This window comes from Acinetobacter brisouisimilis, assembly GCF_000368265.1.
Classification (GTDB): domain Bacteria; phylum Pseudomonadota; class Gammaproteobacteria; order Pseudomonadales; family Moraxellaceae; genus Acinetobacter.
Genome location: NZ_KB851219.1, coordinates 1,873,250 through 1,895,731 on the forward strand (window position 1 = coordinate 1,873,250; position 22,482 = coordinate 1,895,731).

General features: G+C 40.0%; 31 protein-coding genes, 1 other RNA gene and 1 pseudogene. 23 read left to right on the forward strand and 10 right to left on the reverse strand.

Translation table 11 applies throughout. The features are described 5' to 3' along the window. Positions 1–20: 20 nt before the first annotated feature. The 3 genes from F975_RS12510 to F975_RS12520 form a co-directional block, all read right to left on the reverse strand. Positions 21–902, reverse strand: coding sequence for an AEC family transporter (locus F975_RS12510; RefSeq protein ID WP_004753858.1), 882 nt, complete (start codon positions 900–902; stop codon positions 21–23). Between the two features lie 158 nt (positions 903–1,060). Continuing rightward, positions 1,061–1,903, reverse strand: coding sequence for a DMT family transporter (locus F975_RS12515; RefSeq protein ID WP_004753860.1), 843 nt, complete (start codon positions 1,901–1,903; stop codon positions 1,061–1,063). Positions 1,904–2,178: 275 nt separating this feature from the next. Then, positions 2,179–2,961 (reverse strand): NRDE family protein, encoded by a 783-nt coding sequence (locus F975_RS12520; RefSeq protein WP_004753864.1) that lies wholly within the window; start codon positions 2,959–2,961, stop codon positions 2,179–2,181. 96 nt (positions 2,962–3,057) lie between these two features. Between F975_RS12520 and lgt the strand changes: the two genes are divergently transcribed. The 5 genes from lgt (at position 3,058) to F975_RS12545 (ending at position 6,212) form a co-directional block, all read left to right on the forward strand. Next, positions 3,058–3,870 (forward strand): prolipoprotein diacylglyceryl transferase, encoded by an 813-nt coding sequence (lgt, locus tag F975_RS12525; protein ID WP_004753865.1) that lies wholly within the window; start codon positions 3,058–3,060, stop codon positions 3,868–3,870. Positions 3,871–3,958: 88 nt separating this feature from the next. Then, positions 3,959–4,336, forward strand: coding sequence for a hypothetical protein (locus F975_RS12530; RefSeq protein ID WP_004753867.1), 378 nt, complete (start codon positions 3,959–3,961; stop codon positions 4,334–4,336). 2 nt (positions 4,337–4,338) lie between these two features. Then, positions 4,339–4,686, forward strand: a complete 348-nt coding sequence (locus F975_RS12535; RefSeq protein ID WP_004753869.1) for a hypothetical protein — start codon at positions 4,339–4,341, stop codon at positions 4,684–4,686. Positions 4,687–4,860: 174 nt separating this feature from the next. Continuing rightward, on the forward strand, positions 4,861–5,703 hold the full coding sequence (gene thyA, locus F975_RS12540) for a thymidylate synthase (RefSeq protein WP_004753871.1): 843 nt from the start codon (positions 4,861–4,863) through the stop codon (positions 5,701–5,703). Beyond that, the gene (locus tag F975_RS12545; RefSeq protein WP_004753875.1) at positions 5,700–6,212 is read left to right on the forward strand and encodes a dihydrofolate reductase; all 513 of its coding nucleotides are present in this window, start codon (positions 5,700–5,702) and stop codon (positions 6,210–6,212) included. The genes thyA and F975_RS12545 overlap by 4 nt, the downstream gene beginning before the upstream one ends. A 62-nt stretch (positions 6,213–6,274) precedes the next feature. Here F975_RS12545 and F975_RS15750 read toward each other — a convergent pair whose 3' ends face one another. From F975_RS15750 to F975_RS12555, 3 genes are read right to left on the reverse strand one after another with little or no spacing between them, the layout of a single operon-like run. Next, entirely contained in the window at positions 6,275–6,427 is a 153-nt protein-coding gene (locus F975_RS15750) for a hypothetical protein (protein WP_004753877.1), read from the reverse strand. Next, positions 6,424–6,624 carry a hypothetical protein gene (locus F975_RS12550; protein WP_004753879.1) on the reverse strand — a complete coding sequence of 67 codons (201 nt, stop codon included), beginning with the start codon at positions 6,622–6,624 and terminating at the stop codon, positions 6,424–6,426. The genes F975_RS15750 and F975_RS12550 overlap by 4 nt, the downstream gene beginning before the upstream one ends. 12 nt (positions 6,625–6,636) lie before the next feature. Then, a complete protein-coding gene (locus F975_RS12555; RefSeq protein WP_004753881.1) occupies positions 6,637–6,882 on the reverse strand; it encodes a hypothetical protein in 246 nt (81 codons plus the stop codon). Between the two features lie 336 nt (positions 6,883–7,218). Here F975_RS12555 and F975_RS12560 point away from each other — a divergent pair, with 336 nt between their 5' ends. Beyond that, the gene (locus F975_RS12560) at positions 7,219–7,674 is read left to right on the forward strand and encodes an META domain-containing protein (RefSeq protein WP_004753883.1); all 456 of its coding nucleotides are present in this window, start codon (positions 7,219–7,221) and stop codon (positions 7,672–7,674) included. Between the two features lie 28 nt (positions 7,675–7,702). Continuing rightward, positions 7,703–8,224 (forward strand): peptide-methionine (S)-S-oxide reductase MsrA, encoded by a 522-nt coding sequence (gene msrA / locus F975_RS12565; RefSeq protein WP_004753885.1) that lies wholly within the window; start codon positions 7,703–7,705, stop codon positions 8,222–8,224. A 39-nt stretch (positions 8,225–8,263) separates the two neighbouring features. Here msrA and F975_RS12570 read toward each other — a convergent pair whose 3' ends face one another. Genes F975_RS12570 through F975_RS12580 form a run of 3 tightly spaced genes read right to left on the reverse strand, consistent with a single transcriptional unit; the run spans position 8,264 to position 10,127 of the window. Further along, positions 8,264–8,668, reverse strand: a complete 405-nt coding sequence (locus F975_RS12570) for an ExbD/TolR family protein (protein ID WP_004753887.1) — start codon at positions 8,666–8,668, stop codon at positions 8,264–8,266. Continuing rightward, positions 8,668–9,291, reverse strand: a complete 624-nt coding sequence (locus F975_RS12575) for a MotA/TolQ/ExbB proton channel family protein (protein ID WP_004753889.1) — start codon at positions 9,289–9,291, stop codon at positions 8,668–8,670. The genes F975_RS12570 and F975_RS12575 overlap by 1 nt, the downstream gene beginning before the upstream one ends. A 35-nt stretch (positions 9,292–9,326) precedes the next feature. Then, entirely contained in the window at positions 9,327–10,127 is an 801-nt protein-coding gene (locus F975_RS12580) for a TonB family protein (RefSeq protein ID WP_004753890.1), read from the reverse strand. A gap of 314 nt (positions 10,128–10,441) precedes the next feature. Here F975_RS12580 and ssrA point away from each other — a divergent pair. From ssrA to F975_RS15915, 15 genes and pseudogenes are all read left to right on the forward strand, one after another. Further along, positions 10,442–10,800, forward strand: a transfer-messenger RNA (tmRNA) gene (gene ssrA, locus F975_RS15565). Positions 10,801–10,979: 179 nt separating this feature from the next. Further along, complete coding sequence (locus tag F975_RS12585; protein ID WP_004753891.1) at positions 10,980–12,206, forward strand: tyrosine-type recombinase/integrase; 1,227 nt, start codon at positions 10,980–10,982, stop codon at positions 12,204–12,206. Between the two features lie 160 nt (positions 12,207–12,366). Beyond that, the gene (locus tag F975_RS12590; protein ID WP_004753893.1) at positions 12,367–13,101 is read left to right on the forward strand and encodes a hypothetical protein; all 735 of its coding nucleotides are present in this window, start codon (positions 12,367–12,369) and stop codon (positions 13,099–13,101) included. A gap of 163 nt (positions 13,102–13,264) precedes the next feature. Next, the gene (locus tag F975_RS12595) at positions 13,265–13,474 is read left to right on the forward strand and encodes a helix-turn-helix transcriptional regulator (RefSeq protein ID WP_004753895.1); all 210 of its coding nucleotides are present in this window, start codon (positions 13,265–13,267) and stop codon (positions 13,472–13,474) included. Positions 13,475–13,477: 3 nt separating this feature from the next. Next, a complete protein-coding gene (locus tag F975_RS12600) occupies positions 13,478–13,696 on the forward strand; it encodes a helix-turn-helix domain-containing protein (protein WP_004753897.1) in 219 nt (72 codons plus the stop codon). After that, positions 13,693–14,202 (forward strand): BRO-N domain-containing protein, encoded by a 510-nt coding sequence (locus tag F975_RS12605; RefSeq protein ID WP_004753898.1) that lies wholly within the window; start codon positions 13,693–13,695, stop codon positions 14,200–14,202. The genes F975_RS12600 and F975_RS12605 overlap by 4 nt, the downstream gene beginning before the upstream one ends. Continuing rightward, positions 14,195–14,563: a BrnT family toxin gene (locus tag F975_RS12610; RefSeq protein WP_004753901.1), complete on the forward strand. Its 369-nt coding sequence runs from the start codon at positions 14,195–14,197 to the stop codon at positions 14,561–14,563. Before F975_RS12605 ends, F975_RS12610 begins: the two co-directional genes overlap by 8 nt. Before the next feature lie 12 nt (positions 14,564–14,575). Further along, a complete protein-coding gene (locus F975_RS12615; RefSeq protein WP_004753903.1) occupies positions 14,576–14,953 on the forward strand; it encodes a hypothetical protein in 378 nt (125 codons plus the stop codon). Further along, complete coding sequence (locus F975_RS12620) at positions 14,946–15,254, forward strand: hypothetical protein (RefSeq protein WP_004753905.1); 309 nt, start codon at positions 14,946–14,948, stop codon at positions 15,252–15,254. Before F975_RS12615 ends, F975_RS12620 begins: the two co-directional genes overlap by 8 nt. Beyond that, positions 15,251–17,320: a DUF3987 domain-containing protein gene (locus F975_RS12625; protein ID WP_004753907.1), complete on the forward strand. Its 2,070-nt coding sequence runs from the start codon at positions 15,251–15,253 to the stop codon at positions 17,318–17,320. The genes F975_RS12620 and F975_RS12625 overlap by 4 nt, the downstream gene beginning before the upstream one ends. Before the next feature lie 244 nt (positions 17,321–17,564). Then, positions 17,565–17,664, forward strand: a pseudogene (locus F975_RS15755) (single-stranded DNA-binding protein); the annotation flags it as partial. Between the two features lie 39 nt (positions 17,665–17,703). After that, entirely contained in the window at positions 17,704–18,129 is a 426-nt protein-coding gene (locus F975_RS12630; protein ID WP_004753909.1) for a hypothetical protein, read from the forward strand. Between the two features lie 54 nt (positions 18,130–18,183). Continuing rightward, complete coding sequence (locus tag F975_RS12635; RefSeq protein ID WP_004753911.1) at positions 18,184–18,621, forward strand: hypothetical protein; 438 nt, start codon at positions 18,184–18,186, stop codon at positions 18,619–18,621. 198 nt (positions 18,622–18,819) lie between these two features. After that, positions 18,820–19,236 (forward strand): hypothetical protein, encoded by a 417-nt coding sequence (locus tag F975_RS12640; RefSeq protein ID WP_004753913.1) that lies wholly within the window; start codon positions 18,820–18,822, stop codon positions 19,234–19,236. A 1,033-nt stretch (positions 19,237–20,269) separates the two neighbouring features. Then, positions 20,270–20,419 carry a hypothetical protein gene (locus F975_RS15915; RefSeq protein ID WP_155757298.1) on the forward strand — a complete coding sequence of 50 codons (150 nt, stop codon included), beginning with the start codon at positions 20,270–20,272 and terminating at the stop codon, positions 20,417–20,419. 516 nt (positions 20,420–20,935) lie between these two features. Here F975_RS15915 and F975_RS12650 read toward each other — a convergent pair. Next, positions 20,936–21,547, reverse strand: a complete 612-nt coding sequence (locus F975_RS12650) for a DUF805 domain-containing protein (RefSeq protein WP_004753915.1) — start codon at positions 21,545–21,547, stop codon at positions 20,936–20,938. A gap of 477 nt (positions 21,548–22,024) precedes the next feature. Between F975_RS12650 and F975_RS12655 the strand changes: the two genes are divergently transcribed. Further along, positions 22,025–22,243: a hypothetical protein gene (locus F975_RS12655; protein ID WP_004753917.1), complete on the forward strand. Its 219-nt coding sequence runs from the start codon at positions 22,025–22,027 to the stop codon at positions 22,241–22,243. Positions 22,244–22,482: the final 239 nt, after the last annotated feature.

Here is a 22,482-nt window from a genome sequence, read left to right on the forward strand (position 1 = left end):
TCAAGGGTTAAACTCAGTTTTTAACCCTTGAGTAGCCGCCACACAAGTCCATACAGTAAAATTATACCAATACTAACAATCGTTCCTGCCGCAATATAACGTGCCGAATAGCCAGTGCCCTGATAATGGGTTTCAAGTGCCACAATATTTGCCGCAGGCGGTAAACAGAATAAAAAGAACATCAACCCGATATATTCTTTAAAAGTTTCAACGGGAATGAAGTAATAACTCACACTACAAATGATCCCCCCAAATACCAACTTCGGTAGCATCACACGAACGCTGTGCCACAGATCAGCTTTTGCCACTTGAGTATGTCTAAGCCACATCCCCAGTACACACATGCCAGTGAACACCATGCCCACTTTGGCAAACTGATACAAATGCAGCACCCAACTTGGTTCTGAAAAGTTTTGTACTTGTAATAAACGCAAAATCGCAGAAATGATTAGGGCAATCACAGGCGGCGACAACGACACTTTTTTCATTAAACTGGCTGTATTTTGCGGTGCTGAACTGACCGCAGAGACCGCCCAAATATTGCCAAACAATGAGCCGCCAACATAAAGCGCAATCATGGCAGAACTGATCTGATGCCCAAAAATCGCCAAGGCAAATGGAAAACCTAGCCATGCTAAATTGACATAACTGGCACAGAGTGCAATGAGCCGATCTTTAAAGAAATAAACAAAACCCAGATATACCAAGAAAGCTGAGCTAAAGCTAAACAGCATCAGGCTTAAACTACCTGTCTGGTAGTAAACCATGTTGTAAATAATCACAAAAGGGATAAAAAATCGTGCCAAGATACGAGAGCAAAAGACTTTCAGCGCTTCAGCAGATTTCCATGATGCAGTGAGCCAACCCAATATAAATGCCAATGTTGGTAAAAGTAGACTCACCCTGATCTCCTTATTCTGTGTGTTTTATGCCTCAATGTAGATAAAAGCACTTTCTGAAATTACTGGAAAGTTCCAATAAAAGCAAATCTAGCACCCTGATTAGAATCAACACCTACTCCACCATAAACGCTGGAGAAACTTAGTCATTTTTTAACGATTTACTGTACAACAGCAATTTTACGCCCCGCAAAAATCAGTAGACCTATACCACTCAAGACCATGATAGTGGCAAACAGCATGCGCAAACTCAAAGTTTCATTGAGAAAAATCACGCCTGCCAGCAATGCCAAACACGGGACACTCAACTGCAAGGTGCTTGCCGTCATCCGATCAAGATGTTTCAGTAAATCATACCAGAGTACATACGCCAGACTTGAGGTGAATGCGCCCGAAATGATGGCTAAAGCCAGACCATTCCAGTGAATATACAGATTGGGCATTTGGACTAAACTCAATAGCAAACAGATCGGCACTGCCCAAATAAAGTTGTTATAAGTCATTACCATAGGTTGAGCTGTTGACATTCCAATCAGGCTATATCCAGCCCAGCTTAACCCCGCCAGTATCATCATAAAAGCATAAAATAAAGACGGTGCATGTGTCGCAGGTAAAAAGAGCAGTAAAATACCTAAAAAAGCAACCGATAAGCCTATGCCTCTGAACCACGTAACTTTTTCACCTTTATACACTGCATACAGCGCCATAGAAATTTGCACTGTACCAAACAGTAGCAGTGCGCCTAAACCTGCCTCAAGTTGCATATAAGCAACTGAAAATGCCAAGATGTAGCCTGTTAAGCACAACCCGCCTTTCCAATTTTCCCGCTGGGGTTTAAGTTTTTCTACCGAACCCAGCAATACTGCCAGTACCAGTACTCCACTGACAATTCGAATGATGCTAAAACTGTATGGATCAATCATTCGGTCTGCTAATGCCAAACGACAAAAAATTGAATTGGCTGCAAATGCACTCATCGCAAGTGCGATTTTTCCCCACATCATCGTCAATATCCTTATTGATGACAGCTATTTCAGTATATAAAAATAATTTCCCACCCAGAAATAACAGGGTTGATTTCTTATAAAATTATTGATGATCTTTAAAACAGATCTATTTCACTGCTCTATCTATGCTATGAATTTTCATTTTCAGCTTTTGTTTTATTAACTTTTAGAGCACAAAAAATCAGATAGAAAGCATTCTGAAAATATATATATTTACAGGCATAAATCACTGGCACATTTGAGTCAATTTTCTGCATTTCATCAATGCCTAATCAACCAGAGTAGCTAAACTCGAGACATTGAATCTTTCCTTGCTGTGGCCCTTGCTGAGTTTTTTCCAACCAAATAACATGCTGCTGAAAACAGCGTAAAAAATTGGAGCAGCGTGTGCCATAGTTGGGACTGGCAATAAAAGTCGATGACAGCAGTTGTTCCAGCTCCTGAGCAATGCCTGTCTGTGGTAACTGTTCAGGCAAGCGCTGCCGCTGATCTTCCAATATATCCCAAGCCACCTGTTGCAAGTCTGATTCGGATACCTCAGGCAATGCCAAGAGCGGCAAAAATTCTTGTACAAAGCGCTGACGCAAATGCTGGGTTTTCGCCCAGTGCTCCGACATGAGGCCATTGGACATCACATATACACCATGCGCCAATACCTGTGGCGCTTCCCCGCGATTGCTCATATATACGGCTTGTTGCCGATCACCCACAATCAGGTTAAACCCTGCGTAATCTTGCTGTCGTTGCTCCAATTGCTGAGCAAAACGAATCGGTGGTAAATCCGATGCCAGATAATCTGCCACAATCTCACCGCGTGAAGTCGGATAGATTCGCTGATCTGAAGCATCCCGATAATTGGTGATTACTGCCCAGCGCCCCATTTCGGTGATGCCCATCCATGTTCCACCCGACTGCAAGTCCTGCCCTGCAATAATCGGACTATCTTGCCAGTGTCGTAAGGACTGGGTTGGACGGATATAGAACTCATCCCGATTAGACAATAAACATATAGGTAAACCTTCTACCACTTGCCACGCCAGCGCTACAATACACATAACAGATCCTTTGTATCTTTACACATTGAATGTACAACATTTTTAAGGTTTATCGGCTAGAATCTTGCCAAACATACAGAAATGAAAGGAATAGTCATGCTGACCTATCCCAACATCAATCCAATTGCGATTGAGCTTGGCCCGCTCAAAGTACACTGGTATGGGTTAATGTACCTCTTGGCATTTTTATGTGCATGGGGACTTGCCAACTATCGGGCAAAACAACGTACTGATTGGACAGCCGAGATGGTATCTGATCTGGTTTTTTATGGGGCGTTAGGTGTCGTGCTCGGTGGTCGGGTTGGCTATGTGTTGTTCTATGAATTTGATAAATTCATCGCCCATCCACTTTGGCTGTTTCAAGTGTGGACAGGTGGCATGAGTTTCCACGGTGGCTTTATCGGGGTGATGGTCGCCATGCTACTGTGGTGTAAAAAATACCAAAAAACCTGGTTTCAAACCATGGACTTTATTGCGCCGTGTGTGCCAACAGGCTTAATGTTTGGACGGATTGGTAATTTTATTGGTGGTGAATTATATGGTCGCCCTGTGACTGATCCCAATTATCCATTTGGCATGATTTTCCCAACCGACCCATTGCATTTGGTGCGCCATCCTTCACAAATTTACCAAGCGCTGTGTGAAGGGTTATTGTTATTTATTATTTTATGGTGGTTTAGCAGCAAGCCACGCCCACGTATGGCAGTATCTGCCCTGTTTCTTATGGGTTATGGTTTTTCGCGCTTCTTTATGGAATTTTTCCGCGAACCCGATGCGGATCAGGGCTTTATTTTGTTCGGTTGGGTGACCAAAGGGCAAATGCTCTCTTTCCCAATGATTATTGCAGGCTTACTGCTCTTGGCATTTGCCTATCAACGTAAAATTTATGATTGGACAGTCAATAAATAAAGGCACCGCCACATCATACAATCAGGGGCGAAAGTCCCTTTTTTTATGCTAAAGTGCAACATCTCCTTCGTCATTTTTTCCACACAATATGCTCGAATTCTGGTTTGAACCCACCACCACACTTGCGCGTAAAATTCTGATTTTATTGATGATGATTACTATCACTGTGGGCCTATATCTGTATAAACCACTCCCATCTGTGGTGATTCTGATGTTTACAGGTACAGGGTTGGTGTTTTTGATTTGCCGTTATGCACGTTTGCAAATTGCAAAAAATGACCCAAGTCGTTTTTTATTTCGTGTGTTCACATGGATTCCACTTGCACTGATTTTGGCAGTGTTGTTTATGAAAACCATGGATGATTTACTGATTTTAGGCATTCAAGGGCTGGCTTTTATGGCACTGAGTGTTTTTATTTTTTCACCACTGGCACGTTTGTCAAAATCTACTTCAACTGAATCTTAATTATGCTGCAATTTTGGTATTCTGAACGCTGTACCCGCAACGTTAAACTCATGATAACCATCGCCATTTGTGTGATGACAACGCTCCTTTCCAAAGTGTCGGCCTTACCTTCTATTTGGGTCGGAATCTGTGTCGTTGTTGGGGTTTTTATGCATTTGATTTACCAATTTGGTGCGCGCCGCCCGTATACCAAATTACTGGTCTGGATTTTACCTGTAGGCTGTTTGACTGCACTTGGTTTACAACCGAGCAATGCGCTTTGGGCATGGCTCAGTCAAGGGCTGGGCTTTATGATCTTAGGTCTATTTATTATGTCGATTTATCAAAACCGAGCGAAACGCTCTGACTGATTAAACCAAGAATGCCCCAATGTCATTGGCATCGGTTTTTGATATCATTAGTATGATAGAGGCATCGGCATTTTTGCTAAAAAACATTATTCAAAGTTCTATATTAGGGTAAAATCCTCAACCTGCCATAGTACGACACATCAGGTCGTAACATTTCAGCTCTATAGGAATTTTATGAAAACGTATCTTGATCTACTACAGCACATTCTGGACAACGGCGGCGACAAAGGCGACCGTACAGGGACAGGGACGCGTTCTGTATTTGGTCATCAAATGCGTTTTGACCTCAATCAAGGGTTTCCCTTACTGACCACCAAAAAAGTTCATTTCCGCTCAATTGCGATTGAATTGTTATGGTTTTTAAAAGGTGATACCAACGTCCAGTACTTACAAGACAACAAAGTCACCATTTGGGATGAATGGGCAACCGCAGACCAAACTGCACGTTTTGGTCGCCCTGAAGGTGAACTTGGCCCTGTGTACGGACACCAATGGCGTAACTTTGGCGCCAGCAAAAATGCTGATGGCAGCTACCAAAAAGATGGCTTTGACCAAATTCAGTGGTTAATTAACGAAATCAAAACCAATCCAAATTCACGTCGTCTGATTGTTTCGGGCTGGAATCCGCAAGAAGCTGGGCAAGTCGCTTTACCGCCATGTCACACATTGTTCCAGTTCTTTGTACAAAATGGCAAACTGTCTTGCCAATTGTATCAGCGTAGTGCCGATGTATTCTTGGGCGTGCCATTTAATATTGCCAGCTATGCCCTACTGACCCATATGGTGGCTCAAGTCTGTGGTCTAGGTGTCGGTGATTTTATCTGGACAGGTGGTGATACCCATTTATATGCCAACCATTTTGAACAAGCTCGCCTACAGTTAACACGTGAACCATTACCACTGTGCCAGCTTAAGCTCAACCCTGAAGTTCAAGATATTTTTGAGTTCAAATTTGAAGATATCGAAATTGTTAATTATCAATCACATTCTGCAATTAAAGCACCGGTGGCTGTATGAGTTTTCAAGGAATCGAAATCGTCCACGTGGTGGCGATGGATCAACAACGCTGTATTGGTAAAGGCAATGCCCTACCTTGGCATATTTCTGCAGATTTAAAGCACTTTAAAGCCATTACTCAAGGTGGTGTGGTCGTGATGGGGCGTAAAACCCTTGAATCTATGGGACGCGCATTACCCAAACGTGTGAACTGGGTGATTACCCGCGATACATCATGGTCTTTTGACAAGGTCAAAGTAGCGCATAACATCGAAGATGCACTTGCTCAAGCACTATCTGACGTAGCTACAAGTGAAAAACCTGAAAGCATTTTTGTGATTGGTGGCGGGGAAATTTTTGCGCAAACCATGCAAATTGCAGATCGTTTAGAGCTAACTCATGTTGAACTTGATGTACAAGGTGATGCCTACTACCCTGAAATTCCAAGCGAGTTTCACAAGATAAGTAGCGAAAAACATCTCGATGAAGCATCGGGTGTTGCTTTTGAGTTTGCAACTTATACCAAATAAGCCAAAAAAAGAGGAACAAATCAATTTGTTCCTCTTTTAGTTCTAGATGCTACAAACTCAAATTAGAATGAGTAACGTAGACCCAATGCAAGGTTGTGCGCATGTAAGTTATAACTTGATTCGGCATCAGTTCCAAAGTCATTGTAATACTGTTTTAACTTACCTGAATCGATATATTTATAAGAAAAATTAGCTGCTAGGTTTGAAGTAATCATATTGAAGTACCGACACTTACAGACCAAATAAAGTTAATATCAGTTTTTGAAATTGTGGCGAAATCATAAGAAAATTGATCTGATACAGAATTATCAGAAAGTATTCCTTTTGTATGAATACGGGTTGCACCAACACCAACTGCAAAATATGGCGTAAACTTACTTGAGTTTTTCCAATCAAAGTAAGTATTCCACATGACTGCTTGCTGTTATAATTTCACAGCATCATTAATATAGTAGGAATCTGCTGATTTACTATTAAACTGGTGGTCTTGTTGAGCTGAATATTCAAGCTCTGTACGTACTGGCACATGTAAACTTGGTTCCAAGTTCCAACCAAAGGCAATCGCTCCAACAGCTAAATTTTGTTTATCGTCTGAAGATAAATCATAAGATATTGGTGAAGTTGTAGAGCTAATTTTATCGGCATTTAAGTCTGTAATATTTAGGCCCACTTTTGCAGATACATAGCATCTTTTAACACGCTATCCGCAGCTAGAGCTGGAATAGAAACTGCTGCTAATGCCCCAATAAAAATTGTATTATTGTTTAGTTAAACAACTCCTGTTTTAATTTTTTGGCTGTAATACAGCCTAATATGAATAGCATTTAATCAACACATAAATCACACTTTTTAAGAGCTTTAGAAATAATTCAGATGAAATGTAAATCATAATACCTGTGTCACATTTTACTTTTTATAAACATAATTCACCTCATATAATACTTTTTAGTCGCATTTTTAAAAAATATACTTAAAAAAATTGCTTAAATAGGATTAAACTACTGTAATGAAAAAACTTATTTTATTGACTCTTTTTACCAGCTTGGGTGTCATTTCAGCATGTTCAAGCGTACCTTACCAAACTTCAGCAAGTATTTTACAACAACAGCAAGAACTTCAAGCAAAGCAGGTGATTTGGCAAGTCACACATATTCAAGGACATGCTCTCTCTGCTGATGAACTCGCTCATCAACCTTCTTTAAGTTTTGATGCAAATAGCCAACAGGTCAAAGGTAGCGATGGTTGTAACCGAATTTTTGGGAGTTATCAGTTGCAAGGCAATAATTTACACTTAGGCCCTCTAGCATCAACTAGAATGATGTGTGCAGGCAATATGCAAATCAGTGATCAATTTCATTTGGCATTAGCAAAAGTGACAAGCTTTAGTGTAGAAAAACAAATCTTAAAATTAAAAGATCAATCTAATCATGTGATTATGGAATTAAATTCTCAAAATCACTAATTTTTTAAGTTCATTTAAGGATCTAGATATGCAACAAGCGTTATTTGGTGGTGGCTGCTTCTGGTGTGTAGAAGCCGTTTTTTTACAGTTACGTGGTGTTATACAGGTAACCAGTGGTTATGCAGGTGGTCATCTCGTTGAACCGAGCTATGAAGCTGTATGCAGTGGCAATACTGGACATGCGGAAGTTGTAAAAATTGACTTTGATGAAGAACAAGTTCGCTACACTGATTTATTGACTGTGTTTTTTGCAACACATGATCCAACTACATTAAACCGTCAGGGCAATGATATTGGCACACAATATCGTTCAGTGATTTACTACTATAATAATGAGCAAAAACAGCAGGCTAAACAGTTTATTGATGAACTCAAAGCAGAAGGCGTTCAAGTGGTAACCGAATTAACGGCCGCACCAACTTTCTATGCTGCGGAAGATTATCATCAAAATTACTATGCTAAAAACCCAAGCCAAGGCTACTGTAATTTTGCCATTCCCCCAAAGTTAAATAAATTACGCAGTAAGTTTCAAAGTTTGCTTAAAGCATAAAAAAGCGACTTAAATGTCGCTTTTTTATCTCAGCATGATTTAGTTTTCACTGACGAAAGCAATATCACTCAGCCCAGCTTCGCTTGCACGTGACATGACCTGCGCTACTGTATCGTAGCGTGATTCTTTATCAGCACGTAATTGTACAGTTGGTTTTTGTGCTTGTTGACCTGCAGCATGAAAACGCTGAGACAAATCATCTAAACTGATCATCTGATCATTCCACGCCACTTCACCTTTAGCATTAATACTGATGGTAATTGCCTGTGGTGGAGGTGTGGTAATTTGCGCTGTGGTCTTGGGTAAAGTCAAAGGAATCGATGGATTCGCAACGGTTGCCGTCACCAAGAAAATAATCATCAACACCAGCATAATATCGATTAGCGGAATGAGGTTCATCTCATTCATGCCAGTATCGTGATCTTCACCCAATTGAAAAGCCATTATGCTTGACCTCCAGCATAATTCTGTTGAGTTGCTTTAGCAGCATTGCCTTGTGCAGCAGAATCTTGTTGCAACATGGTGTCAATCAGCAAAGTATGTGCTTTATCTTGTAGCGCATGTGCTAAAGAGCGGTTAGCACGAACACAGATGTTATAGGCAAGTACTGCAGGAATCGCAACGCCTAAGCCTAAACCTGTCATGATCAGTGCTTCCCCCACTGGAGTTGCAACCTGCGCCAAACCAGCTTGCCCACTACGGCCAACAGCCGCTAATGCGTGAAAAATTCCCCAAACCGTACCAAATAGTCCTACAAATGGTGCGATTGAAGCAATCGTCCCCAGAACAGCAACGCCTTTTTCTGCTGAAGTTTTTTCTTCAGAAATTTGACGCAGTAAAGCTTGTTCGGCAACTGCCTTACGCTGATCAAATGCCAAAGGTGCAAGTTTAGCTTTAAGCTTGGTCAACGCTTGTTCGAGTTGAGCATAGGCTTGTTGTTTAAGGTGACGTGTACCCATTAAACGTAAGGCAAAAACCGTCCACGTTGTAATCGACATTACAATGAGTACGAAATACAGCGTTTTACTTACTGCATCGGCATTTTGCCAGTAGATTGAAAAGTTCATGCTCGAACTCCTGATTTCATAAATTAGCCGTAAATTTAATTCAGATTTAATGCAAAAGGTTGAGGTGCAATAAAATCATGCGCATAAGGCTTAAAGCTCTGTCTTGAAATATAACGTTTCACCATTTGATCCAACTTACTATTTCCTGATGACTTAATAATTTCAACATCAGTGATCGTACCTTTTGCCGTTGCATGTATTCTTAGCTTTATGACAAAAGTACCTTTTAGGCTATCGTCAGTATTACTATTTAAAAAATCTTCTACAACTTCATTTAAGCCACGTGTAATCCTATCTGTCCCATATTTCCATTCAACACCAGACCCTCCCCCAATACTCACAGTTTTTGGTGATGGATCAGCAGCAGGAGCGCTGGGCTGCGGTGCAACAGGTTGTGGTGCAGACTGTTGTGCTGGTTTAGTAATGGCGGATTTTGTCGTGGTGACTACAGGTGCAGGCGGAGCTTTCACAATAGGTTGCTCTACAGCCTGCTTTGGTGCTTGAGTCTTGACCTGTTGAATTTTTTCAACTTTTTTAGGTGGTGGAGGCAACTGTTTTTCAACAATTTTGACTTCCTTGACCTCTTTTGGTTTTTCCTGGGGCTTTGGTTTTTCTTTTGGTTTTGGCGGTAACGGCTTGGAAGGTTGTTGAATTTTAACAAAACGTACTTGTAGTGGTTGTTTATGAACTGGCTTTAACTCCTGAATTTTCATTTGACCCAACGCCCAAAATACGCCGACATGCCCAACCACAACGGCAATAAATGTCGCAAGTATTTTCTTTTTCATACGATCACTAGGGTGAGGATCTAAATTCAATGCAGGAGAATGACTCATAACACAACTATAACCTGTGGCGTATGACTTATCTTGATAGACAAATCACAACTATCGAGTTGAACGATTAAGTCTCAATATGATAAATGAGAAGTGTTTTCATTTTCAACCTCTTTTCATAATTTATTCGTCTCTAATAAACCATAAAAATTTAACAATGAAAACGACTCAATATTTGTTATATTATAACGTAATTATCATTTTTCCAATCGATTTCTGTAATAAATCGAGTATTGATCATTATGCAAGGATGGCTGAATATAATAAAAATTATCAGTTCTTCGATTGTTATGTTATAATTCCTAGATCATTATGGGGATGTTCTTGGCTTCGACGCTGGTGATGAAACTCATAGATGCATGCCGAGAGCGCATTTTCTCTCGTAAATCAAATTTGCATTTTTTAGTCGCAAACGACGAATCATACGCTCTAGCTGCCTAAGGGCAGCTTGTCCGCCTCTCCGAATACTTGTGGTTAGAGAGTCCGACTGAAGCGCACGCACACAAGTCCGTATAAAGTCAAGCCTCGGGGCTTTATACCAAACTAAGAGGATCGCGTTTTGTACCCTGTTCGTCGGGTCACTTAATGCTAAAACAATAGACGATATCTAAGCATGTAGTATTCTCGAGCGTAATACTGGCGGACGCGGGTTCAACTCCCGCCATCTCCACCATATACTTAAATTTATATGCCGTAATATGACGATGTATAAGTTGGAAAGGCTTAAATCTAAAGGGTTTAAGCCTTTTTTCTTGCCTGTACATAACGAATTATAACTGTATATAGTATTGCTCGCCGTGTATCCCAGCGTGTATCCTTGATAAAAAATTGAAACCATAGGGATACAAGACAATGAAGCGTACAGAAATAAAACGCCGTCCATTATCCGACACTGTTCTAGCCAACCTAGAAGCAGAACAAACAGAATATCGAGAACTAGATGGCAACGGTCTATATTTTCGTGTAAAGCCCGATGGCAATAAGTCATGGCAACTCAGATACAAGAAACCTAACGGTAAGTGGTCATGGCTAGGTATTGGGGGCTATCCTGAAATCGGCGGACAACTGGCACGTAAGAAAGCCCAAGAATTAATTGCCGATATTGGTAAGGGTGAAAATCCCATCATCACCAAGCAAGAGCGTAAAGCCAAAGAACTCGAAGAAAATAATTCCACCTTTGAAGCACTGGCTAGAGAATGGATAGACACCAAACAAAATACATGGGTTGCCGATACCATGACCCGAAACAGAGGCGCATTAGAAAAGCATATCTACCCTACTTTCGGTAAACGGCTCTTTGTATCCATTCGCCCGATTGAATGGATGGAACATTTAAAAGGTATCCAACAAGAGCAAAAAATCTATGAACAGGTGAAACGTATTCGCACCATGTGCCGTGATATTTACGATTATGCCAAAGTCACTGGGCGTATTGACTATAACCCACTTGAGGGGCTGCATAAATTCCTAGATTCAGGCAAAAAAGAGAATATGGCTCATGTTGATGAAAAAGAACTACCGTCATTATTGAGAGCCATAGATAACTACCCTACCCCTGATATTCGTATCGGCTTAAAACTGCTTACGATGCTGTTTTGTCGCCCCAGTGAATTAAGGGAAGCTCAATGGCATGAGTTTGATCTTGATGAGGGACTTTGGAATATCCCCGAAGAACGGATGAAGAAACGCCGTGAACATGTCATTCCATTACCGACTCAAGCAGTAAATTTGCTCAATGAATTAAAGTCCATTCGTGGTGAATCTGAATATCTCTTTCCTAGCCGATCTAATCAGAATAAACCCAAATCAGATACAGTTTTCATCATGGCGTTACGGCGTTTAGGTTATGAGGGCAGACAAACACCTCATGGCTTTAGACACATTGCCAGTACATTACTCAATAACAAAGGTTTTGATGAACGACACATCGAGGCAGCTTTAGCACACGTTAAAGATGGCGTGGCAGGCGTATATAACAAAGCCCAATATCTCAATAACCGTAAGCATTTAATGCAATGGTACGCCGACCATTTAGAACAATTGGCAGATGATACGGTCATTCAATTTAAGAAAGCATAGCGACAATATTAGTCGTACTAATTAGCTGTATATGCAGCAATATGAATAAATATAAATTATGATGTTTTAGTTAAGCCTAGGTTAGCTCCCGAAAGTCGAACACCCAATTCGATTGGCTTAACAGTTTTATTGGGGGATGCTTTGGGAGGCTGATAATAAAATGGCGACAATAAGAGAATTACATCAATTAAGAGGCAATCAAGATCTTTCCCATTGGAATACAGTGAAATTGTTCTCTATTGCAGAATCTGCATTATTAACGGCAGGTATAGAACCTTGTGAATATAATCATCTTACTGATTATGAAATTCGCCAAAAACTACTTAATGAAAAAACTATAAATTGGCAACATGCTCTAATGTTAATAAGGTCATTAATAGAGGCTATTTGTACACAAGAAATTAAATCACCATTAATAAGAATTGAGCGCATTGACTACAATAGCTGTTGGAGCGAAACAGTGGAGCAAGCTAAAATCAGTCTTGATGACACTAGCTCAATACTCGCAAGTGAAACAAAAATTCATAGGGATGAGCTAAAGAAATGGCTTAAAAATAATGGCTACTTTGAACCACCACAGCAAAATACCATTACTATCGAAGCTCAACAAGTTACATATCAACAGCCTGAACCAATAGACCACAACAATATTATTTTATTGCCTGAGCCAACTTATACAACTCCAGCATTAGAAGCTATTCAGGGCGTTGTTAATGAGTTTTGGATAAGCTACGACCCCGATAACAATAAGTTTGCCCCTAAGCAAGTTACGGTAAAATCATGGATAGCAAAACATTACCCCGAAATGGATAGTGACTATATCCAAACAGCCATAGATAAAATATGCCGTCACCCCAAAGCCAAAGGTGGCGGTAACACCAAACGGAATCAATAAAATAGAATGAAAGGTATCACCCCAATAAAACCATAAAAATCATTATTTTATTTTGGTGTGACAGCAATTTTTCAAGGTTGCTATCACACCTTTGATGCTTCACTACCCCAATATTTTTATTGTCTTCTTACTCCAACAAGAGCCGTTATGTGGAGTTAAGTAAATGCAACCTATCCGAATTACATACAATCAAGCATGTGAACTTTTAAGCATTAAACGTGATGCTTTGCGCCAACTTGTCCAAAAAGACCCTGCTTTCCCGAAGCCATACAAGCAAGGCTCAAATCGTCAAAGTCCTGTCTATTTCGACTATGCCGATCTAGTCGCATGGCATAACAACCAAAAAGCCAACCATTCAGAAATGGAGGCTTGATCTATGCCAAACACCTCCCATCAAACCCAAGTTTTAAGCCACTTAAAACAGGGCAAGACCCTCTCGCAGGCAGAAGCTATCTATCACTTTGATTGCTACCGCCTGAGCGCCGTTATTCAGCGATTACGCTTATCAGGGCATGACATTGTGACCCACAACGAAGCCAACCTAAACGGCAAAGGCACACATGCACGTTATGAGCTAAAGGAGTTACAGGCATGAACCAAGTAACCCATTTCGATTTTAAATCCAGTTCGGTTCGTATTGCCTTTGATGCCAACAATGAGCCGTTATTTTGTTTGACGGACGTATGTCATGTTTTATCTGTGAGCCGTACATCACGGTTACTACGTGCATTAGATGAAAAGGGTATGGCAGATTGCCACATCCCTACCAATGGCGGTACTCAGAAACTCAAATTTATAAATGAGCCGAACTTATACCGAATCATATTCCGTTCAAACAAGCCCGAAGCAATGAATTTCCAAAACTGGGTATTTGCCGAGGTACTGCCAACTATCCGCAAGACTGGTAGCTATTCAACCCGACAAACCGCTTTTGATGAATTGAATCGGTTATGTATGCAGGCAAAGACCCAAAAGGTAAAAGGCTCATTTCACGGCACAGGATTAGCCAATCATCGTTATGTAATGCGAGATTTAAACCTAAGAATCGCCACATGTAAAAACAATCTACAACTTGCATTTAAGGGGTTATGCAATGAATAAACCTGTAAACCCTGAGTTTTTCAAAGCCTTTGACCATTATAAAAACATGGTGAAGCAATACGGCGATGACCACCCAATCACTGAACGAGCATTTCTTTTAACGCTGCATTACACCCCTGAACATATCAAGGCGGAAATGGATGCCAAAGCTAAAGAATTAAACCTACTGCCACCAGTAAGCGGTTACACCGATGACGGCAAACCGATGTATCGCCTAGAGGACATTGCCAAGCATTTAGGCATGAGTTTTGAGGAAGCCGAACAGCACCTATTGCGAATGATGGACAACCGTAACGCCATTGGGCTATCCAATGAGGGCGTTTTGGTGAACTCAAATATTCATATCAACCGTGTGCAATAGAGAGGTCATGTTATGAAAACCATCATTAAAGACTTAGGTTTATTGGTTGCGGTATGGGCTATAGCCGTGTTTCTCATTGCAAGCTGTAGTAAATCCGCTTATGCTGTAGACCTCTCAAAACTTAGTAGCGTCACCCCACAGCGTCATTGTGGTTTTATTGTGCCTAAATTCTGCATAGGCTCTCAATCTATGCACGAAACAAAGGGCGCAAGCATTACAGCCATGCACACAAGGCTGCAATCCCTCTATGAGGGGATGACACGACAAAATAAGGTTTTGCCGAATATGTCGGGCGGTTCTACTAAGCCGAGAGTGAATCCCCTCACCCTAATCTCTCAAATTAGCGTGAATCTCAACTCAAAATTAGTAGGAGGCATAACTCATGCCTAATCAAATCAATCAAAAACCAAATTCACAGAACAAACCATATTTTTCAAAACTTGGGCTTCAAAGCGAGTTTTTCACACCCCACAAAGATGCAAACCATATCAATGCCCAAGATGTCATTGTGGATCTTGTTGGGCGGGCTAAGGATATTTCAGTCGCAACATGGAACTGTTTTGAGGATGGCAAGGACTTAACCATCAAGGGTGAAATTGTCGCCAACCTGATCTATGAGGTTCAAACCAAACTTGAACTGATTGAAAATCTCTTACCAATGGCTTTCGGGTATCAGGAGGGTGAAGAATGAATACACAACCCACTTGGGACACCACCATTCCGTTTGATTTTAATGAGCATGGGACAAATGAAAAAGCGCCACAATCTGACCTTGTGACGCTTTTAGAAGAAAGCACAGTCACCTTACTTTCCAGTGACCCAGTAAAACAGGCAATGGTTAAAATCTTTGGGGGGTGTCCCCCTGAAATCAAAAAATCGGTGATTGATGATTTTGAGGGAGATAACTTTTTCCATCATGCCGTTTGGGACACATACGATTATAGCCTAAATTTGGTTGGCGCTCGTTTCTATGACGTTGAACACAATCAAGAAAACAGTAGCTATGCCTGCAATGGTGGCAATTTCTTTAACTGTGAAAAACTCAAGGATTCCCCTTTATTGGTCACAGAAGATAGCGCCCTTGCCTTTATCACCAGTTATGCCGTCTATCATCACCATAAAATCACCGACAAGGGATTAAAGCAGTTAAGCCTAGAGGCAAAACAGATCTATTTTGTTTGTTCTACTCATGAGCTACTGAACTATAAACGGCGTTTTCGAGATACAGGCGTGAATATTATTGCCCTACAGATACCGTGCGACATCACCACCAATCAAAGCGAACTGGATGCAGAAATTACAGGGTTAATTATGGGAAGCCAATCAAGTGAGTGGGACACACTTATTCCCATCATACAAGGCAATACAGCCATAAATGCACCCTATCCTATAGATTCCCTCCCACCATTGGCAAAGTTAGCAGCAATGGCAATTTCTGAGCATGTGCAAGCCCCTATCGCCATGACCGCCCAGTGTGTCATCGGGGCAATGTCACATATCGCCCAGAGCTATGTCAATGCACCTGACAAGCATAACCCTCATGGTGAGCCGTGCAGCCTGTTTTTGCTGACTGAGGGACAAAGTGGCAGCCGTAAGACCACAAGCCGAAAACTAGCAGACAAAGCCATTATCGAGCATGAACGTAAACAATATGACCTATATCGCCGTGACCTTGAGCAATGGAGAAGCGGACAAGCAGGGTTAAACAAAAAAGACCGTGAAGCCTACGGCGTGGAGAATCCCCCACCAAATGACCCTAGCACCCTGTACAGTGACATCACCCTAGAATCCATTGCAGGGTTATACGTGGATGGCATCATTAAAAATGCCTCCATTTCCAGTGATGAGGCAGCGCAATTCTTTGGTGGCCACACTATGAAGTCAGACACGCGCAATCATGCCCTGGGGGGCTATACCAAGCTGTTTGATGACGGCACAGTTGAACGTACCCGATCTAAATCAAACCTTAACGGCAGTGGTCGGGCTTATGATGTCCGATTAACCTTTAATTTACAGGGACAGCATGAGGTTTTATCCGATGCACTCAAAGACCCTGTATTAAAGGGACAGGGCTTTTTACCTCGCTTTATCCTGACCATTCCCGAAAACTTGGCAGGCACACGGCTACAAGATACAAGCCACCAATCTAATAATGCTCATCTTGATCATCGGCTTGTTGTCTACTGGACACGCTGCGCTTATCTACTGGATGACTGCCCACAACCTCAAACAGGGCATGAACTGCATGATGGGCGTTTTGTGATGAGCATGAATGAGCAGGCAAAGCAGATTGATTTATCCTTTTACAATGAGGTGGAGCGACTACAGGCTAAAGGACAGCGTTATGAGTACCTCCAAGCCTTTGCCAGTCGCGCCAGTCAACTTGCACGGCGTTTAGCGACTGTATTTGCCTATTTCGAGGGGCAGCAGGAGATTGATGCCACCATCCTATCAGGTGCATGTGACATTGTTCGGCACTCACTGGGGGAATGGTCACGTTATGCAGAGATTGAAGTGAGCGAAGAAAGTAACGCACAAAAGTTGCTTAAATGGCTTATCAAGAAATGCACTGAGCAGCAAGTGGACAATATCATTTATCAAGTTGCCCAAAGCCGATGCAACCCAAAGGACTTGAGAAGAAAAGATACTTTCGAGTTGGCTATCAATGAACTGGTTGCAACCAATCATATTCAGGTCACAGATAACGGTAAACGAGTGATAAGGATTAACCCTATATTACTAAATGGGGGAAAGTAGGGAAAGCGGGAAAGTAAGCACATAAGTATATGTTTTTATTTATGATAACACTTTCCCTTTTTACTTTCCCAGTGGGAAATTGAGGGAAAGTTATAAGGAAAGTAGCCCATCACTTTCCCCTGTTTTCCCCTTTGATTTTATTTAAGGGAAAGTGTTTAAATATTATTTATCAATATCTTAGAAAGCAACTTTCCTACTTTCCCGACTTTCCCTAGATTAGATATAAAAATAGAGAATAGACACCATGCCAAACGTGAACAAAGTAATCCTTATGAGGTGTATTAGGTCGTGACCCTGAGAGCAAGAATTTCCCCAATGGTGGCAGCCTGACCACGTTCAACATAGAATTATGACTTAATAAATATAGCGAAAGGAGCAATACAATGGGGTTTATTAATGCAGAAGTTTCTGAACAAGATCGTTTGGATTATGGGCAAGATGATTATGCTATTCCATATTTTAAAAGTGCAATAAATTGGACAATTGACCAAGAGCAAAAAATGTTCTTATTTCGTTTTTGGAAGGGGCATGAGTTAGGTGTGGATACTCATATTTCGATATGGGTCTTTGGTATCAATGGGGGGCTGTTGAAGTTCACCAAAGAAATTTTACAATATAAGAAAATAGAAGACGGACATTATTATTCCAAACAAAAACTTAGTGACCTTCAAATCATTGAAGACGTGAATATGGATAGACAGCAACTCTTACAGCATATTGTTGAGGCAATGGAAGTGTGTCAGGAGAGAGGAATATTTTCTTCCATGAAAAGTTATGACCTTTGGGTTGACGTGAACGAGGTACTTTAACATGCTCGATCAAACACAAGTCCTAATTTTAAATAGTTTGAATGACATCAAAAAATGAACAATACAATCGGTTTTATTAACGCAAAAATTACTGAACAAGACCGTTTGGATTACGGGTTAGATAATTATGCTATTCCATATTTTGAAGATGCAAGATATTGGACAATTGACCGAGAGCAAAAAATGTTCTTAGTTCGTTCTTGGAAAGGACATGAGTTAGGAGTAGATACCCATATCTCAGTTTGGATATTTGGTGTGAATGGAGGATTGTTAAAATTCACCAAAGAAATTTTAAAATATAAAGAAATAGAAGACGGACATTATTATTCCAAACAAAAACTTACTGACCTTAGAATCATTGAAGACGTGAATATGGATAGGCAGCAACTCTTACAGCATATTGTTGAGGCAATCGAAGTATGTCAGGAAATTGGAATATTCTCTGATATGAAAAGTTATGACCTTTGGGTTGATGTGAACGATGTGCTTTAACATGCTTGATCAAGCACAAACCTTAACTGAAATTGAACATTGTACTTCGGGACTACAAGGTGATGTACTCAGGCAAGAGCTGACTCGTATCGTCAATGAAACATTTAGAGAATAAGAATTATCTGAACTATGTTGTGAAAAGTGACTTTTAGTAAAATAGACTTATGACTTAATAAATATAGCGAAAGGAACTAAATAATGGGTTTTGTTCATGGAATTTTAACTGAAGATGAAAAGATTAAATTTTCTAAGCAGTTACAAGGGTGGCGTGCTGATTGGTATATTGACAAGGAGCGTGATGTAAGTTTGTGGGTAAGTAATGCTGGAAACTGGCAAGAGTTGGCAGAAGGTAATAATAAAAAACTAGCTCGACTCAGAATTGGCTTAAAAGTTATTTATTTCTTATTATCTCCAGGAGGTGGTTCGAGTAGTGTTTTGGATAAGCCATATATCATTGTTTGGGATTCTATTATTTCATATACACCTTCTGATTTGCATAGTTTTGACTATGATTATGTGGTTAGTTTATTGAGAGAGGGATTGGCTGCATGGGGGGGAGGCTATGCTAATAATACGAAGTGGCATCCAAATTTTGTTGTTAAATTTAATTTTTAAAAAGTAGAAAATATAATGTGGGACTTACAGCAAACTTAACCAGTCTTACAAGGTACTGGCTTTTTTGTTTGACAACACCACCTCAAAAACCAAGCAAAAAACATGCTCAAAGCCTTATAAATAAATGGCTACAGCTATTTTGTAAAAACAGGGTTTTGTCATGCTACGTCAAACAAAATAAGTCCATTTCGTAAGAGTACGTAAGGGTAAATTTACGTTGACGACATGGTGACATAAACAGGTTAAAACACCTATCAATGCCATACATGTAAACGCTTTGGCTCATTTATATAAAATGTCAATCTGTCAACGTACGTCAACGTAAAAAACCTGTTTTGTCGTTCTACGTCGTACAAAATTAGACTTACAGCACGTTATTAATTTTCCTTGATGAGCATTCTATCAAAAGACCATCAAAACCTCCTGTAAGCTATACACAGCAATGTTTACCACGATTTTAAGGAAAACCCATTTCATCAAGGTACATCAAGGAAAAGTTTAAAAAATCTCACCATCCAACAAGGTACAACAAGGTAAAAATCAAAAGGTGTATTTCCCTTAACTTTCATCACTGGTGAAAGTTGAAATGTCCACCATTCCATCTAAGTACATCTAAGTAAAATGTGAAACTGGCAGCTTTTCATCTAAGTACATCCAAGTAAATGCCCGATCTAAATGCACCACTTCAAATGTGGAATATGAGCAAATTTGCTCACATTTCAAATTCGACCAAGTGGAATTTGATTTTTAATGTCAGGTTTTATCAGGTTCTAATACTAACTTTCACTAACAACCTAAAGTTTTCTATAGTTCCGATATTAGGTTTTATAAGGTTTTGGATGTCAACAATTGTCAACATCCCCACCCTTTCAATGAAAGCAGACACGGCGTACCTGAACCACAAATTTATGGAGCAGCAGAGGTTTTCGTCAAAACTGGCAGAAACCTGATTGCCCAACCATTCACGGCATTTAATTGGCTACCGTATTGTTTTCAAAGCAAAGCGCAAAATTGCGCTTTGCGAAACAACCCTATGAAAGACCAATTTCCCGCCCTAAAAAAGAGTTTTCGGAGCAGTATCGAACAAGGACTTACGCAACAACTACGCGCGATGGTTTTGGCATCTAAAAACGTTATTTTTCGTAATGAGTTTAGTGACAACTACGCGCGTATAGCGATTTGAGAAAACAACCCCATGAAAGAGGGTTTTCTATGCGTACCAAGCTGCGTACTTGAGAGTGCGTACCATGAGTGATTTTTAATATCCTCAATTTGAGGATGCGAAAACACACAACCCACCAGTATTGAAAAGATGCAGAATCAAGAAACGCGCGCGGGCGCGAGGGATAGTGTTTATTCCACTAATAAGGCATAACAATTGCTAACAGCCGAATTTCGGATTTTAAATCCAATAAAGTTTTTAAATGGTCAAAAAATAATATTGTTGCTTAAATCAGGAGGCAGATAGAAAAGCTAAAAAAAGCCTAACAGCAGTTAATTTGTATCCCAGTTTGTATCCCAAGCAATCACCAACCTAAACATATTTATTATATTCAACAACTTATAAGTCGAGTTCAATTGACGCCATCTCTTGCCTACGTATAACTGAACATAACTGTATATAGTATTGCTCACCGTGTATCCCAGCATGTATCTGTAAGTTTTCAGCTTATAAAAGATTTCTATTGCTAAAGAACCTTTATTTCGCGGGGCTTCCCCATTGATTACGCTCAGGTTTGGTTTCACTTACCATCCAAATAAACAGTGGAATCAAACCAATAATGGTAAAAGCAATCAACATCCACCAGCCTGAACGGTCAACATCGTGTAAACGACGCACTCCAACGGCAAGCGCAGGCAAAAAGAAAAATAAGTTTAAAAGCCCTGTAAAAATATTCATCTGGCTTTCACTGAGCCCAATAATCGCCAAAATCAGGCCTAAAATAAAACCCAATAAAATCTGGAATAGATAAAAATACCAGTATTCCTTACGTCGAGCACGACCTGAGAAATTGGTATAATTTTTTAAACATTTCATTGCCCAATCAAAAAAACCATAATTTTGTTCTTCTTGTAACTGTGCATTGCCTTCCTGAAATACAGGTGACTGTTGAAATGGCGTTCCAAGTGTTGCCAAATAAACTCCCACAGCTTGGCCAAGTTCATTGACCAAAAAATCAACCTGCTGTCCTCGAACAGGGGCGATCTGTTCTTTCCATTCTGCACCAATAAAACTGTAGCGTTTATTATCCTCGCCGTTAATTATGCCTTCATTATATTGAATACTAAAATCGAGCAACGTACCTTTCATATTTATACTCTCTGTCTATTGAGATCGTTATGGCTAGTTAAATGAAGTATGTACACAAAAAATATATAGTTTTTCTATCCAATCCATTTAAAACAATATGTTGCAGGATGGCTAGTCTTTTTCTTTTTGGTTGAGTTTGAATGCTCTTTTATCACAAATAAACCTCATCTATTTAATGTATCAATGTATGACTTTTCAATCAATAACACAGCAAATCAAGAAATATTCTATTTTATATAAAATCGTTTAGGCGAGGCTGATTGGTTTTTTATAAAAATAAAAAATTAATAAAATCTATATATAAAACAGTTAAATACTTTCAACCTATGATTTATCTATTATAAAAATAAGCCCTTAAAATGATTATTTACTTTTCAGGTTTTTCTGGTTTATTTGCATTAGGTTACATTTTCTTGATTAAAAATTCCTAGAAATTTGCTTTAATTATCGCCGACATTTTCTAGAGGGTCATCTGCTATGAAAAAAATTTTCCCAAAAACCCAAGATACTTTTTTGAAAGTAGGTCTGGTCAGTATGATTATCTTGAGCATCAGTACAGCTTTATTTTTAAAAGACTATTATGACCACAGCTTTTTAGCTTTTTTGGTTCTGATGATTTTTCCTTTTCTCTATATGAAATGTGTGACGACAATTGCCAACAAAATTTATGAAAGCGATCCACTTGGATCATTTTAACTCCCATTAGGATGTTGATCTATGAGAGAGGATAATCTGCTTATAGATCAAAGCTTTAAAACTCTGCTTTTGAGCATATGACTAGACAGTTAAAAATCCCCTCTCTATCCTACCAAGCACAATCAAATATTCCACCACTTCAACCAAAGCAAAATTTCCACCATAAATGGCACAAATACGACAAGTATTACTACTCGACTGGTCGGTTTTAACTCATATCCAAACCGCAAATAATCCAC

Coding starts and splice junctions, on each gene's coding strand:
- F975_RS12515 (WP_004753860.1), bottom strand. CDS start 1,903: ATGATGTGGGGAAAAATCGCACTTGCGATGAGTGCATTTGCAGCCAAT.
- F975_RS12520 (WP_004753864.1), bottom strand. CDS start 2,961: ATGTGTATTGTAGCGCTGGCGTGGCAAGTGGTAGAAGGTTTACCTATA.
- lgt (WP_004753865.1), top strand. CDS start 3,058: ATGCTGACCTATCCCAACATCAATCCAATTGCGATTGAGCTTGGCCCG.
- F975_RS12530 (WP_004753867.1), top strand. CDS start 3,959: ATGCTCGAATTCTGGTTTGAACCCACCACCACACTTGCGCGTAAAATT.
- F975_RS12535 (WP_004753869.1), top strand. CDS start 4,339: ATGCTGCAATTTTGGTATTCTGAACGCTGTACCCGCAACGTTAAACTC.
- thyA (WP_004753871.1), top strand. CDS start 4,861: ATGAAAACGTATCTTGATCTACTACAGCACATTCTGGACAACGGCGGC.
- F975_RS12545 (WP_004753875.1), top strand. CDS start 5,700: ATGAGTTTTCAAGGAATCGAAATCGTCCACGTGGTGGCGATGGATCAA.
- F975_RS15750 (WP_004753877.1), bottom strand. CDS start 6,427: ATGATTACTTCAAACCTAGCAGCTAATTTTTCTTATAAATATATCGAT.
- F975_RS12550 (WP_004753879.1), bottom strand. CDS start 6,624: ATGTGGAATACTTACTTTGATTGGAAAAACTCAAGTAAGTTTACGCCA.
- F975_RS12560 (WP_004753883.1), top strand. CDS start 7,219: ATGAAAAAACTTATTTTATTGACTCTTTTTACCAGCTTGGGTGTCATT.
- msrA (WP_004753885.1), top strand. CDS start 7,703: ATGCAACAAGCGTTATTTGGTGGTGGCTGCTTCTGGTGTGTAGAAGCC.
- F975_RS12570 (WP_004753887.1), bottom strand. CDS start 8,668: ATGGCTTTTCAATTGGGTGAAGATCACGATACTGGCATGAATGAGATG.
- F975_RS12575 (WP_004753889.1), bottom strand. CDS start 9,291: ATGAACTTTTCAATCTACTGGCAAAATGCCGATGCAGTAAGTAAAACG.
- F975_RS12580 (WP_004753890.1), bottom strand. CDS start 10,127: ATGAGTCATTCTCCTGCATTGAATTTAGATCCTCACCCTAGTGATCGT.
- F975_RS12585 (WP_004753891.1), top strand. CDS start 10,980: ATGAAGCGTACAGAAATAAAACGCCGTCCATTATCCGACACTGTTCTA.
- F975_RS12590 (WP_004753893.1), top strand. CDS start 12,367: ATGGCGACAATAAGAGAATTACATCAATTAAGAGGCAATCAAGATCTT.
- F975_RS12595 (WP_004753895.1), top strand. CDS start 13,265: ATGCAACCTATCCGAATTACATACAATCAAGCATGTGAACTTTTAAGC.
- F975_RS12600 (WP_004753897.1), top strand. CDS start 13,478: ATGCCAAACACCTCCCATCAAACCCAAGTTTTAAGCCACTTAAAACAG.
- F975_RS12605 (WP_004753898.1), top strand. CDS start 13,693: ATGAACCAAGTAACCCATTTCGATTTTAAATCCAGTTCGGTTCGTATT.
- F975_RS12610 (WP_004753901.1), top strand. CDS start 14,195: ATGAATAAACCTGTAAACCCTGAGTTTTTCAAAGCCTTTGACCATTAT.
- F975_RS12615 (WP_004753903.1), top strand. CDS start 14,576: ATGAAAACCATCATTAAAGACTTAGGTTTATTGGTTGCGGTATGGGCT.
- F975_RS12620 (WP_004753905.1), top strand. CDS start 14,946: ATGCCTAATCAAATCAATCAAAAACCAAATTCACAGAACAAACCATAT.
- F975_RS12625 (WP_004753907.1), top strand. CDS start 15,251: ATGAATACACAACCCACTTGGGACACCACCATTCCGTTTGATTTTAAT.
- F975_RS12630 (WP_004753909.1), top strand. CDS start 17,704: ATGGGGTTTATTAATGCAGAAGTTTCTGAACAAGATCGTTTGGATTAT.
- F975_RS12635 (WP_004753911.1), top strand. CDS start 18,184: ATGAACAATACAATCGGTTTTATTAACGCAAAAATTACTGAACAAGAC.
- F975_RS12640 (WP_004753913.1), top strand. CDS start 18,820: ATGGGTTTTGTTCATGGAATTTTAACTGAAGATGAAAAGATTAAATTT.
- F975_RS15915 (WP_155757298.1), top strand. CDS start 20,270: ATGAAAGACCAATTTCCCGCCCTAAAAAAGAGTTTTCGGAGCAGTATC.
- F975_RS12650 (WP_004753915.1), bottom strand. CDS start 21,547: ATGAAAGGTACGTTGCTCGATTTTAGTATTCAATATAATGAAGGCATA.
- F975_RS12655 (WP_004753917.1), top strand. CDS start 22,025: ATGAAAAAAATTTTCCCAAAAACCCAAGATACTTTTTTGAAAGTAGGT.